At 62.3% G+C, this 13,416-nt stretch carries 11 protein-coding genes; 9 read left to right on the top strand and 2 right to left on the bottom strand.

Annotated elements, in window-relative coordinates:
- Nucleotides 1–5: 5 nt before the first annotated feature.
- Together DXY33_RS07905 and DXY33_RS07900 are read right to left on the bottom strand one after the other, a co-directional pair.
- Nucleotides 6–914 (bottom strand): ROK family protein, encoded by a 909-nt coding sequence (locus tag DXY33_RS07905; protein WP_115132437.1) that lies wholly within the window; start codon nucleotides 912–914, stop codon nucleotides 6–8.
- A gap of 3 nt (nucleotides 915–917) precedes the next feature.
- Entirely contained in the window at nucleotides 918–5,354 is a 4,437-nt protein-coding gene (locus DXY33_RS07900) for a translocation/assembly module TamB domain-containing protein (protein ID WP_115132436.1), read from the bottom strand.
- 66 nt (nucleotides 5,355–5,420) lie between these two features.
- Here DXY33_RS07900 and DXY33_RS07895 point away from each other — a divergent pair, with 66 nt between their 5' ends.
- From DXY33_RS07895 to DXY33_RS07860, 9 genes are all read left to right on the top strand, one after another.
- Nucleotides 5,421–5,858 carry a Ycf51 family protein gene (locus tag DXY33_RS07895; RefSeq protein WP_115132435.1) on the top strand — a complete coding sequence of 146 codons (438 nt, stop codon included), beginning with the start codon at nucleotides 5,421–5,423 and terminating at the stop codon, nucleotides 5,856–5,858.
- On the top strand, nucleotides 5,858–6,259 hold the full coding sequence (locus tag DXY33_RS07890) for a DUF4332 domain-containing protein (protein WP_115132434.1): 402 nt from the start codon (nucleotides 5,858–5,860) through the stop codon (nucleotides 6,257–6,259). The genes DXY33_RS07895 and DXY33_RS07890 overlap by 1 nt, the downstream gene beginning before the upstream one ends.
- 16 nt (nucleotides 6,260–6,275) lie before the next feature.
- Nucleotides 6,276–6,587 (top strand): hypothetical protein, encoded by a 312-nt coding sequence (locus tag DXY33_RS12695; RefSeq protein WP_244275945.1) that lies wholly within the window; start codon nucleotides 6,276–6,278, stop codon nucleotides 6,585–6,587.
- A complete protein-coding gene (locus DXY33_RS07880; protein WP_115132433.1) occupies nucleotides 6,577–8,181 on the top strand; it encodes a CocE/NonD family hydrolase in 1,605 nt (534 codons plus the stop codon). The genes DXY33_RS12695 and DXY33_RS07880 overlap by 11 nt, the downstream gene beginning before the upstream one ends.
- A gap of 55 nt (nucleotides 8,182–8,236) precedes the next feature.
- A complete protein-coding gene (locus tag DXY33_RS12690) occupies nucleotides 8,237–8,683 on the top strand; it encodes a hypothetical protein (RefSeq protein ID WP_244275943.1) in 447 nt (148 codons plus the stop codon).
- A 3-nt stretch (nucleotides 8,684–8,686) separates the two neighbouring features.
- On the top strand, nucleotides 8,687–8,902 hold the full coding sequence (locus DXY33_RS12685; RefSeq protein ID WP_244275941.1) for a hypothetical protein: 216 nt from the start codon (nucleotides 8,687–8,689) through the stop codon (nucleotides 8,900–8,902).
- Nucleotides 8,903–8,962: 60 nt separating this feature from the next.
- Nucleotides 8,963–11,260, top strand: a complete 2,298-nt coding sequence (gene glgB, locus DXY33_RS07870) for a 1,4-alpha-glucan branching protein GlgB (RefSeq protein WP_115132432.1) — start codon at nucleotides 8,963–8,965, stop codon at nucleotides 11,258–11,260.
- Nucleotides 11,261–11,341: 81 nt separating this feature from the next.
- Nucleotides 11,342–12,400, top strand: coding sequence for a uroporphyrinogen decarboxylase (hemE, locus tag DXY33_RS07865; RefSeq protein ID WP_115132431.1), 1,059 nt, complete (start codon nucleotides 11,342–11,344; stop codon nucleotides 12,398–12,400).
- Nucleotides 12,397–13,416, top strand: coding sequence for an NAD(P)-dependent oxidoreductase (locus DXY33_RS07860; RefSeq protein WP_115132430.1), 1,020 nt, complete (start codon nucleotides 12,397–12,399; stop codon nucleotides 13,414–13,416). Before hemE ends, DXY33_RS07860 begins: the two co-directional genes overlap by 4 nt.

Below are 13,416 nucleotides of genomic sequence, written 5' to 3'. Positions count from 1 at the left end.
GGCAATCAATCTGGAGCCATCATCCCGTTCAGCCGCTGCAGAGCGAGTCGCGCAGCCCCCAGGCGTCCAGCGCCGTTCCCCAGACAGGCTGCTTCGATCCGCAACCCCTCCCTTGAGACGGCCTGAACCCGCGACTCCACCTCGCGGCGCACCGCTGGCAAAAAGTGGCGGGCGGCACCCGCCAGACCGCCACCCAGCAACACCAACTGCGGCGTGAACACGTACACCAGAGAAGCAACGCCACAGCCCAGGCGCTCGCCGTAACGGCTCCAAACTTCCAGGGCCTCCGGATCACCACCATCTGCCTTTGCACTGAGCTCGCGGGGATCGCGATCACACAAGCGCCGCAGACCTGTGATGCTGGCGAACTGCTCCAGGGAGCCACGGTTACCGCTGTTGCAGGCCGGACCATCGGGCTGAACCCCGATCAGACCAGGTTCCGCTGCAGCGCCGTTATGGCCAGTAAACAGCTCACCCCTTAGAAGCACCCCCCCTCCAACCCCGGTTCCGAGGGTCAGCAGCACAACATCATCAACACCACGGGCTGCGCCGAGCCAGGCCTCACCAACCACCGCACAGTTGCCGTCATTAGCGAGGGTGACCCGGCGGTTGAGCCTGGACTCCAGCCAATCCGCCAGCGGCACGTCCTCCCAGCCGGGCAAGTTAATGCAAACCCGGGCCACCCGAGCCGCCGCATCCATTGGGCCGGGGAGGCCGATGCCGACCGCCTCAGCTGCATGCTCAGGATCAATCTGTTCAATGGCTTCACACAGGGCCATCGTCACGGCGCCAGGTACAGCGGGCTGTGGTGTGGGCCACTGCGCCTCTGCCAGCACAGTTCCATCAGCACGAATCCGGGACAGCTTGATCGCCGTGCCCCCGAGATCCACTCCAATCACCTGCGCGGTAGGCATGGCTCAGAACCGGAAGAACACCTGCAACTGGCTCTGCCAGGTGCGATTGGCATCCATGGCCGCGGAGACTGACGTGGTCGGTGTCAGCCGATAGGAAACAGTTCCTTGTGGAGGAACATCAACATCGGTTGTGTTCGGTGCCATCAGTAGGGAGAGGTCGAGCTGATCAGTCAGAGCAACACCAAATTCCGTGACCCACGTAAGTGTTGGTGCAACCTGGCCGGAGGTGCGTTCCTTCTCTGATTTCACAACGGGGGTGACATAGGTGGGGAAAATTGCCACCTGCAGCCGCTGACCCATGGCATCGGTCAAGGTACCCAGCACAGGTGAGAGCAATGATTGGCTCAGCATCGTGGCCAACGTGGCTCCACCAGTACTGCCTAAAGAAGACAGGGAATTGCCACCGATCAAGCCCAGCAATTGCTGCTCGCTCATCGGAGGTGAGCTCCGTAAAACAAGATTGTTTTTGTCACCCAGACGGTTGGCCGGGCCAGTGGCCTGAACCATGACCTTCACCAGTCGAAGCTGGCCAACCGCGGCGTGAGCGCTGCCAGTGCCATTTGAAGCAAAAAGGTTGGCGCTTGTGAGCTGATCGCTGTTGCCCGCGCTGACGGTGTCGGAGACCCTGGCTTGCAAAGCGACATCCACGTAGGGAATCAGTCCCAACGAGGGCGTGAACACAGCAACATTCTCCTCCTGCGGATCCAAACGGAGGGGAGCGAGAGGGGGAATCCAGATCCTGCCGGCATTAAGCCGGATCACCCCTCTTGCCTGCAGAGAGGGGTCGAGAGGGCCATTCAACGTCACCACACCACCCCCTTGGAAACTGATCGAAGGCATCAGCACCCTGGTGTCCGGCCCGAGGGCTAGCCGAAGGTTCTCAAAGCGGATGGCGGGCAGCGTTGGCATGAACCGCTGCGGCTGATCTGGGCCATTGATGGGTGTGTTTGGTCCCATCAGGACCAGAGGATCCTTGAAATCCCACTCCTCCTCCAGAAGGGTTTTGAAAGATTGAGTACCTTGCACAGCAGCAGAAGGAGCCTTTTCAACGCTGGGGATCAATCCTTGAGGTTGCTTTCTCCGAGCACGTCCGGAAGAACCTGACTGGGGTCGAAGCGTGCCCCGCGACAGTTCCAGATTTCCGGAGAGGACGGGCTGCACCACAGCTCCAGAAACCTGCAGTTCGCCATCGGCATGGAACTGCACGATCGGCTGTCGAATCTGAGCTTGGCTGAGTTGCAGGGTGAGCGGTGAAGCGCCGCTCTGGGGGGTGAACAAGCCAAGGGTTCCTGAACCGCGCAGCGAGCCGCCGCGGCCCACTTCAGCTTCAAGGCGTTGCACCAAGACGCGATCGAAATCGAACAGGATCGAGGCGTTGATCCGACTCAGCTCCTGTTCACCGATGCTGAGATCTCCATTGCTGACCACCACAAAGCCATTGGCTTGCGGTTGGCTCAACGGCCCGCGCAGCAACAGCCGCAGATTGGTGCTCCCCCGCTTCACGGCCAAAGAATCCCCGACAAGAGGCGTCAAAACGCCAAGTGCATCCCCATGGCTTTCCAGCTTCAGGTTCAAATCCGAATCGGGGTTGAAGGGAACCGTTCCTGACACGGTGACGGCTTCCTTGCTCTCGCCTCCCTTCAGGGCCAGGTTCAGGCGGATCAAATCACGCTCAACGACAACCGATTGCTGCTCCAGCTGCAGAGGCTGGCCCGCCAGACTGGCGGAGTCGAGTATCAGATCGGAAACCAGCAGTGGAGCCGTTCCGCTGAGGTCATAGCGGCCGCGGATACCAACACTGCCGCGGAGCTGCTGCGGCACAGGAGCCAACAACACCAGCAGAGAGATCGGAACCTGCAGCAGGGAGAGTTCACCGGAACCACCGAGCAGCGGGCCGCGAAGCGTGGCGACCATCGGTTCAAGCTGGAGTGCCTTGGCCTGGTCATCCCCCTCAACCCAAAGATAGGCCTTGGCGATCAGATCGGCCTTCAGGCGCTTTGGATCAGGACCGTCGATCGTTCCCGACAGATTGACCCGCCCCTCCAGACGCTCCAGCTCAGGGCCCTTGCGGGGATGAGCCAGGGCATAGGCCTCAAGCGCCCGCCGCGATGCCGCCAGAGCTCGCAACTGACCATCAAGCGATCCACCAAAGGTGTTGATGAACAGGGTTCCGAGATCCTCGGCACGGCCTGGGGCCAAGCCCGGATGGAGATCGCTCCCTCTCAACTGACGGGCCAGAAGCGTCAGCCAGGTCACATCCAGACCTTCGGCCTCGATGCCGCTGTGCATCCAGCCACCCAGATCGCCATGGGCCTTCAGCCGAATGCTGCCCTGCAGTGGCGTCAGTGCTGCATCGGCCTGAAAACGCCCATCCCCGAGGGAACCCTCCAGCTCGAGGCTCTGCACGGCAACCCCCGCCATCGAGGCGTCCGAAATGGCGGCAGATCCACGGATCGCGAGGGGGCCCATGGCAAGGCTCCCTAAAGCCGAGAGCTGACCTGCCACCGCTTTGGGCTGGTTGACCGGCGGCACGATGAAACGAAGTCCATCGATGTTGAGGTCCGCTGCACGCCAGCGGTAGCGGCGTTGCTCTCCAGCCGGAGCCAGCTCGTGCAACCGCAACTGCCCCTCCCCCCGGCGCAAGAGCACGGTCTTGGGCCAAGCATCGGCATCGAGTTCAGCCACGAGCGAGCCGGGCACGACAGGCTGCTGGGCCGCCATCGCAAGACGAGCACCACGGCCCAGTTCACCGTTGAGGCTGCCTTGCCAGCGTTCGGGAACCTGCAAGGCACCAACCCGGGGTTGATTCAGCATCAGGCTGATGTCGGGCTGAAGCCCCGACAGGGGACCCTTCACGCGACCCCGCGCCGCCAGCTGCCCGCCCAGCGGCGTACCGATCAAGGGGGTTAAACGGCTGAGGCTGAAAGGTTGGAGGTCAAAGCCGCTCTGAAGCTCACCGGTTTGCAACCGCCCCTGTGCCAGTTGCACAGGAAGGCGCGCTTCCGCCCGCAACAGCGGACTGGTGAAGTGATCCAGCACCAGAGCGGAATCCTGCGAGGACCATCGGGTCTGAAACGACCACTCATCCAGCAACGGGTTGGACGCCTGGCCAAGCTTCAGGCTCAGCTCCGGTGACGCCAACCCACCACTGACGTCGACGCTTCCAAGGAGCGGAGCGGTTTGGCCCAGTCCGGCCTGCAGCGTCGGCAGCGCAGACCAGAAGCGGGGATCGATCTGCAGCTCCGTGCTGAGCAGATCCAATTGGGATCCAATCGTCCCGGCCAGCCCGAAGCGCAGTCCCGGGGCACTGAGGCGGAGTCTGTCCACGGCAACAGACGGTTGCTGGTCTTGCAACCAGGGGGTGCGCAACTGAGCGTCCAGCCTCAGGGCTGTGTTGAGCCCTGTGGCCTCAGGCAGCTGGATCTCACCATCGGCATTCCACCGGGGCTCCCCCCAGGGGCCCTGGATCCTGAGCTTCAACCGGTCCCGGTTTGCAGGGCTGAGGTCTGTATGGCGAACGTCAGCCTGGAGATCAAAGCTCCTGTTCAAGGCAACGGATCCTGAGGCCCGCGCCTCAAAGGCTCCAAAACGCAATGTTGCGGGCTGCAGCGTGAGTTGATCGCCCTTGCAAGCGACCCTGAGGCGATTGCTGTTCAGCGCAGCAAGTTCGAGACGCTTGAGGCTGAGCCCACCTCGACAGCTCAACGACCCATCGGCCCAGCCGATCTGAACATCTCCCTCCAAGGTTCCAGAGGCATCCAGATCCTGAGCAGGGGCGATGACGGCCCCTAGCGGTTTCAGGTTGAGCCGATCCAGCCGCGTTCGAAGCCTGAAGCGAGGGCGATCCCAATGCCCTTGTCCATCGAGCCGCAGCACCCCTTCAGCGTCGAGCCAGCGAAGTTCCGATGCGGTGCTGAAAAAAGCCTCCCCGAGCCGCACTGCGCCCCGACTGCGGAGTTCAAGGGTCTGCTGCTCAGGACCGAAACGGAGCAATGCAGGATCGGCCAACCGGTACTGCACGCCAAGTCGCGGCAGGGTGCCGTCACCGCTCAGTGGCCCAAAGGTCCAGTACCGACCAGCCTCATTGGCCTGAAACTGACCGCGCAGCCTGTGCACCGTGATCTGCAGAACCGGCTGCAGACGCCGAAGACTCGCCAAGGGGGCCAGGCCCACCTCCAGCCCCGCCAGGCTCAGCTCAGAACGATCCGCCGCCGACGGCAAGATTCGACTCGGCCCGATGGCGATCCCCAGGCCCAAGGGGCGAAGTCCTTCGTAAGGGCCAAGATCCACGTCGTGGCCCAGAGGACCCGACAACGTGCGCTCCAAGCTGGGGCGCGCCCGGCTCAGGATGCCTTCGGCAGCGCGGTCAAGGGCGATCAAGCCTGCTGCTCCAGCCCCGACCAGAACAAACAACCAGGTCCTGCGCCGCGTTTTCCCCATCAGACGCGGCGGTCTCCCCGGAATCTCGCGCAATATAAGGAGACTGTTTTCAGTCCACCAGACCCCATGGCCTTCGATCAGCTGCTGCTTACTGCCGCTCCCTGGCTGGGTTGGTCTGGGCTTGGGCTTGGAGCGCTAACGGCAGTTGCCTTTCTCGCCAAGTGGGGCATTCGGTTTCGACTGGTCGGCGTGAGCAGCTTCACCCTGCTGCTGGCCGTGAGTTGCTGGGCATTCGGCGTGAGCTACACACCGCCAGTGGTGGTGGAGGGTGCGGTGCGGGCACCGATCGTGTTCGATAACGGCAACGACCTGGTGGTCGCACAGGTTCCTGCCGACCTGGCCCCAACAACAGTTCAAGCCACCCTGGAGCAATTGGAGGGCAACCTGCGCGGCTCAGGTCGCTCCAGCAGCACCGTGCTGGTGCGGTTGCGGGGCATCAAGGCGGAGGGCGATGGGCTGGGACGCCCCGTCATCCTGGGCGAGGCGAGCAAGACCTTGCGTTGATGACGAACTTCAACGATGCGATCGAGGAGCTCCCCCAGTCGTTTCGCAGGGAACAACAGGAACTGGATCGGGCCGGTATCCAGCGCTGGTCCAGCATTCGTGATCTAACGGATCTGCAACTGAGCCAACTCGCCCGCAGTGGCCAGGCTTCGGCCCGAAACCTCAAGCGGCTGCGAGGCATAGCCGATTTGGTCTGCCGCTTGGATTTGCCTCCCCAGGACGCCGCGCTGCTGATGCATGCGGGCATCGCCACGCCCGCCGCTCTGGCGGCATGCACCCCTGAACGTCTCGTGCGCCAGACCGGAAGGCTGGAGCGCAGCCTTGGAACCAAACGGCCTGCCGTGGTGGATCTGCGGGTGGCCGGCGATTGGATCCGCCGCGCCAGGCAACTGGCGAACTGACCCTAGTCACCCTGCCTTGGCATCCAATCCTGCGTATGAACCTGTTATGGGCTTGAAACTCCTACGCACAGCTTTGATCGCTCTGGCGCTCCTGGGCTCACCATTGCTCGTGGTTGCCGCTGACTCGGACTTGCTCAACAGCGTCAAACGCAATCCTGAAAAAGCAAAGGCCATGTGCCGTTCGTTCCGGCAAATGAACGCCAACGGCCGATCGCCATTCTCCAATCCCTACATCAATCAGGTCGCCGCCAGCGAGAAGCTGAGTTTTCAGGATGCGGAAATCCTCATGACCTACATCGTGGGGATGCATTGCGCCGATGTCCGCTGAGACCAGCGGAATTGTCTGCCGGTCTGCAGCGCTGAGGACGGCCGATGGCGTCGAGCTGCGTTCACGGTTGTGGCATCCCAGCGGCGAAGGCCCCTGGCCTGCCCTGCTGATGCGGCAGCCCTACGGGAGCCGCATCGCCTCAACCGTCACCTACGCCCACCCCAGTTGGTGGGCGTCCCATGGCTTCCTGGTGGTTGTTCAGGACGTCCGAGGACAAGGAGAGTCGGAAGGACGTTTCCGGGGGTTTGGTCAGGAAGCAGCCGACACCCCCGCCACCCATGCCTGGGTGCGCCAGCTACCGGAATGCAATGGACGCCTGGGGGTCTACGGGTTTTCGTATCAGGGTCTGACCCAGCTCACCGCAGCGGAATCGGCCCCACCGCCGGAGTGCACCGCTCCGGCGATGACCGGCCTGGACGAACGACGCCATTGGAGTTGTGAAGGCGGTGCCCACTGGTGGCACCTCGGCCTGGGATGGGGGCTGCAGCTGGCGGCCCTCCAGGCCCTGCGACGCGGAGATGCAACGGCCTGGCTGGAGATCCGCCGCAGCCTTGAAGACAACCGCTATTTGCGGGACGGACCAACCCTGCTGGAGCGCCATGACCCCGAAGGCATGGCCTGGAGCTGGTTGAACAACGACCCCAGCAACGATCAGCAGTGGACGGTTCATCACGCCCCGGAGAGCTGGCTCCAGCGGCCGATGCTGTTGATCGGTGGATGGTGGGATCCGCATCTGGTGGGTCTGCTGGACCTCTGGCATCGCAGCCAAGCGGCCGGCGGGCAGCCATCCCTGCACATCGGGCCTGCCTCCCATCTGCAGTGGTGGCCGGAAACCCAGCAGCTGATGCTTCAGTTCTTCCAACAGCATCTGCAGGATCGCCCCCCGCAGGAACCGCAGCCCAGCCACCAGCTCTGGAACATCACCCAGCATCAGTGGGATGCGATCCCCGCACCGGACACGGGTAGATCAGCGTCATGGGGACTGCGCAGCCATGGACTGGGCTGCATCGACCCAAGCGACGGTGCCCTTGTGGCGGATGGAGAGGGAGTAGGAAGCGTGGTCATCGTTCATGACCCCTGGCGACCGGTTCCGGCCATAGGTGGACACCTCGGAACAACCCCTGGGCCGGCGGAGCGCACGGCCGTGGATCAACGCAGCGACGTTGCGACATTCACCACCGCACCCCTGGTTGATGAGCTGCTGCTGTCAGGTCAACCGCACCTCCTGCTGGACGCCGAAGCGGACCAGCCCGGGTTTGATCTCTGCATCAGCCTCTCGCGCCTGCCCGCGGAAACCCACAGCGTTGAACAACTGAGCACGGGAGTCGCACGGGTTCGCGGAGAGGAGGCGTTACAGCCAGCCAGGCGCAGCGTGACCCTCCAGCCGCTGCACGCGAGCCTGGCTTGTGGCGATCGACTGAGGATCTCCGTTGCCGCAGCAGCGTGGCCCGCCATTGGCGTCAACCCTGGCCACGATGCCGTTCCCTGCGGAGCACCAAGTCCAGAGCATCTTGTGGTGACGCTGACACTGAAACTTGCTGGCTCCACCCTGCAGCTGAACCCCTTTGATTCCGGCAGACTGAAGCTCGACTGACGTTTGTGCTTTGTAGCTCTCCGCTGCCCTTCTGGCCATCGCTCTGTCGGCTCCCATGGGGTTGATCAGTCCCGCAGCAGCGGAGCAACTCACCAGAACCGAACTCACCCCAGCCCAAGCAACAACGGCGGCTGAACTGCTGCTGGAGGCGCTCAAAAATCGCCAGGGAGACGTCATGCATGACGCTCTCGCAGCCCCGGTTCAGACCAGTGTTGATGTGAAGAGCGTCCAGGCACGCCTGAACCAACGCGCGGCCATTGATGCAGCCCGCGTTGTCAGCGTGACCCCTGGCTACAACACAACAACCATCGATGCGGTGGTGACCACTGCATTCGGTGACGAAGGGGTGCTGATGGTGCTGGATGAGGACGGCAAACTGCTCGCCTGGAAGTGGAGCGACAGGATCCAGCCGATCGAGACAACGGCCCTCGACTTCACCCGCGACCTGGCAGCAGGACGCTGGATTGCCGCGCGATCCAAGATGTCCCTCCAACTCCAGTAGGAGTTGGCCCCGGGAGATCTGGAACGCAAATGGACCAAGCTCAGCCAGGTGTCAGGTGGGTTCCGCAAGGTCAAGGACGCTGTGATCGCCCATCAAGGCGGCGATCAGCAGCTCGTGCTGGTGGCTGTCGCCTTCGGCCAGGCCACCACCAACCTGTTCGTGATCTTTGACGCAAGCGGTCGGATCATCAACGTCGACATTTCCCGAGACTTCGTCTGATTAACAGCGGATCTGTTTCGTAAATCGGGCTTAACATCTCGCCCAATTCACAGATCTCCCATGGGTGTCGCCGCAGTCCTCGACTGGATGGTGCAGGACGGCGAACGGTTGGCGAATTGTCGCCATGACCACCCGTTTGCGGTGCTTGGTCCTCAACCCTCGGATCAGGGTTGGACCGTGCGGATCTGGATGCCGGAAGCCCAAACAGTCACCCTGTTGCAGGCTGGCGACGAGATCGCCATGACAACGCCGAACCACCCCTGGGTGTTCGAGGCACAGCTCAACAGAGACCCCGGCTGCACTTATCGGGTCAGAGTTGAGCGGGGCGGGATCGTGCACGAACAACACGACCCCTGGGCCTTCCGCGGCGAATGGATGGGCGAAATGGATCGCCACCTGTTTGCTGAAGGCAACCATCACCACATCTGGCAAAAGATGGGTGCCCACCTCACCGAGCGTGACGGGGTCAAGGGGGTGATGTTCTGTCTGTGGGCGCCCAGCGCTCTCACCGTCTCCGTGATTGGAGATCTGAATTCATGGGACGGACGTCACCACCCCATGCAGCAACGCGTCGGGGGCATCTGGGAACTATTCATCCCCGGCCTCGAGGAGGGACATCTCTACAAGTACGAAATCCGTACCCAAGAGGGCCACTGCTACCAAAAGGCTGATCCTTACGGCTTCCAGCACGAGGTTCGCCCGGACAACAGCTCCGTTGTGGCTCGCCTAAGCGGATTCCAATGGTCCGATCAGGGCTGGATGCAGAAGCGCGACAGCAGCAACGCGCTCGATCAACCGATCTCGGTGTATGAAATGCACCTGGGCAGCTGGATCCACGCCTCAGCGGATGAGCCTTGGATTCAACCCGACGGCACCCCTCGGACGCCCGTTCCCGCCGCGGAGATGAAACCCGGTGCTCGCCTGCTCACCTACGCCGAACTCGCCGATCGGCTGATTCCTTACGTCAAGGAGAGGGGCTTCACCCACATCGAGGTGATGCCGATCACCGAGCATCCCTTCGACGGCTCCTGGGGCTATCAGGTGACGGGTTGGTATGCCCCCACCAGCCGTTACGGAACGCCCGATGAATTCCGGGCCTTCGTGGATCGCTGTCACGCCGAAGGCATCGGCGTGATCATCGACTGGGTTCCGGGCCACTTCCCGAAGGATGCCCACGGCCTGGCCTTCTTTGATGGCACCCATCTCTATGAACACAGTGATCCCCGGATCGGGGAACACAAGGAATGGGGAACGCTGATCTTCAACTACAGCCGCAACGAGGTTCGTAATTTCCTCGTCGCCAACCTGGTGTTCTGGTTCGAGCAGTTTCACATCGATGGCATTCGCGTGGATGCTGTGGCCTCGATGCTCTATCGCGACTACCTGCGTCCCGACGGGGAATGGCTGCCCAATGAGAACGGTGGTCGGGAGAACACCGAAGCCGTTCGCTTCCTGCAGCAGGCAAACCACGTGCTGTTCCAGCACTTCCCAGGGGCCCTCTCGATCGCGGAGGAATCAACCACCTGGCCGATGGTGACGCAGCCCACGGACAGCGGCGGCCTCGGATTCAACCTCAAATGGAACATGGGTTGGATGCACGACATGCTCGATTACTTCGAGCTGGACCCGTGGTTCCGCCAGTTCCACCAGAACAACATCACCTTCTCGATCTGGTACACCTACACCGAGAACTTCATGCTGGCCCTGAGCCACGATGAAGTGGTGCACGGGAAGAGCCATCTCCTGCACAAGATGCCGGGAGATGACTGGCAGAAGTACGCCAACACCCGGGCGTTGCTCTCCTACATGTGGACGCACCCCGGCAAGAAGACGATCTTCATGGGGATGGAATTCGGCCAGCGGGCTGAATGGAATGTGTGGGGCGATCTCCAGTGGGATCTGCTCAACTACGAACCCCACAAGGGCATCCAGCGTTTGGTGGATGACCTCAACGTTCTTTACAAGGCAGAACCGGCCCTCTGGCGGGACGACTTCGACCAGTTCGGCTTCCAGTGGATCGATTGCAACGACAACCGCCACTCCGTGATCAGCTTCATGCGTCGGGAAAGCGCCAGCGGCACCTGGCTGGTGGTGGTGGCGAACTTCACACCCCAAAGTCACTCCCACTACCGCGTGGGCGTTCCTCTCTCTGGGTTCTACGAGGAGATCTTCAACTCCGATGCAGCCAAATACGGCGGCAGCAACCTCGGCAACATGGGCGGCAAACCAACGGACGAGTGGGGCATCCACGGCTACGAGAACTCCTTGGATCTCTGCCTGCCGCCGCTGAGCCTGATGGTGTTCAAGCACGACCCGAAACGCAGCCTGAGCAGCAGCGAGCCGGACAACATCGTGTGACGAACGTGATGACAAAGAGGGGGTAAAGCTCTAGCCAAGGCCTCGATTCGGGTAGGTTTCCGGCTGACCTGACCGGGCTTGATGAGCGACTCTTTACCCCTGCTCCTGCGTGCTGCGCGCGGTGAATCGGTGGAGCGTCCTCCGGTGTGGATGATGCGCCAGGCCGGTCGCTACATGAAGATCTACCGGGACCTGCGGGACAAGTACCCCAGCTTTCGTGAGCGTTCCGAAAACCCTGATCTCTCCTATGAGATCTCCATGCAGCCGTTTCACGCCTTCAAGCCCGATGGCGTGATCCTGTTCTCCGACATCCTCACGCCCCTGCCGGGGATGGGAATCGATTTCGAAATCATCGAGAGCAAAGGCCCCCAGATCGGCGATCCAATCCGGAGCATGGCCCAGGTGGATGCCCTGCGCCCCCTCAACCCCGCCGAGTCGATGCCCTTTGTGGGTGAAGTGCTGGGTCGTCTGCGCCAAAGCGTCGGCAACGAAGCAGCTGTTCTCGGCTTCGTTGGTGCCCCCTGGACCCTGGCCGCCTACGTGGTGGAGGGCAAGAGCAGCAAGAACTACGCGGTGATCAAGGCCATGGCCTTCCGCGAGCCCGAGATCCTGCACAAGCTGCTCGACCACTTCGCTGAGTCGATCGCCAATTACCTGCGCTATCAGATTGATTCCGGCGCCCAGGTGGTGCAGATGTTTGATTCCTGGGCGGGCCAGTTGAGCCCAGCGGACTACGACACCTTCGCTGCGCCTTATCAGAAGAAGGTGGTGGATCTGGTCAAGCAGACACACCCCGACACCCCCTTCATCCTCTACATCTCCGGCAGCGCCGGCGTGATCGAGCGGATGGCCAACACCGGAGTTGACATCGTTTCGCTGGATTGGACGGTGGACATGGCCGAAGCCCTGGCACGTCTGCCGGAGCACATTGGTGTTCAGGGCAACGTGGATCCCGGCCTGCTGTTCGGCACCCCAGAGGCAATTGAGGCCCGCATTGATGACTGCGTGCGCAAGGCCCGCGGCCGCAAGCACATCCTCAACCTCGGCCATGGAATCCTGCCGGGTACACCGGAAGAAAACGGTGAAGCCTTCTTCCGGGCCGGCAAGAGCGTGATGGACCGTCTCGGGGCTGTCGTTTGACCCGCATCCTGGTGACCGGCGCCAGCGGATGCGTCGGTCAGTACATCTCCCGCTGGCTTCTGGACCACTCAGATGCCGAGCTGCTGCTCTGGCTGAGGGACCCGGCCAAACTCACCGCTGTTCCAACAGACCATCCCCGCATCCGCCTCTTGGTCGGGGACCTGCGGGACACCGACCGTTTTGCCAAAGAACTGGCCTCGGTGAACCGGGTGATTCACACCGCCACGGCCTGGGGTGACCCCGAGCGAGCCGAACAGGTGAATGTGGTAGCGGTGAAACGGATGCTGGCGCTTCTGGATCCCAGCGAACTGGAGCAGGTCATTTATTTCTCCACGGCCAGCGTGCTCGATCGGCACCTGCGCCCCCTGCCGGAAGCTCTGGCCTACGGCACGGAATACATCCAAACCAAGGCTCGCTGCCTCAGGGATCTTGAGCAGCACCCTCTGGCCAGCAAAGTCGTGGCGGTGTTTCCCACCTTGGTGTTCGGTGGACGGGTCGACGGCACCAGCCCCTTCCCCACCAGCTACCTCACCGAAGGTTTGGCTGAAGTCAGCCGTTGGCTCTGGCTGGCCCGCTGGCTTCGGGTGGATGCGAGCTTCCACTTCATCCATGCGGAAGACATCGCCCGCATCTGCGGCCTCTTGGCCACCCGCCCCCATGAACCGAACCGAGAACCCGGGCAAGGCGCCCTGCGTCGGGTGGTGATGGGACAACCGGCCATCTCGGTGAACGACACCGTGAAAACCCTCTGCCGCTGGCGCGGTGTGGCCCGAACGCCCGGCATTCCGCTCTGGCCATGGCTGATTGAGACCCTGATCAGCGTGCTGCCCATCGAAGTGAATGCATGGGACCGGTTCAGCATTCGCCAGCGCCACTTCATCCATGACCCGGTGACGCAACCGGAACGTTTCGGTGGCAGCAGCCATGCTCCTGACTTGGCAACAGTTCTTAGCGATTCCGGCCTGCCCAACCGCGGAACCCCCAGACCCGCGCGTATGGTCAATGCATCGACCTAG

The organism is Synechococcus sp. N26, from assembly GCF_900473975.1.
Classification (GTDB): domain Bacteria; phylum Cyanobacteriota; class Cyanobacteriia; order PCC-6307; family Cyanobiaceae; genus Parasynechococcus.
Note: the sequence above shows the minus strand (reverse complement) of the source record. Positions and strands in the feature narration are given on the sequence as shown.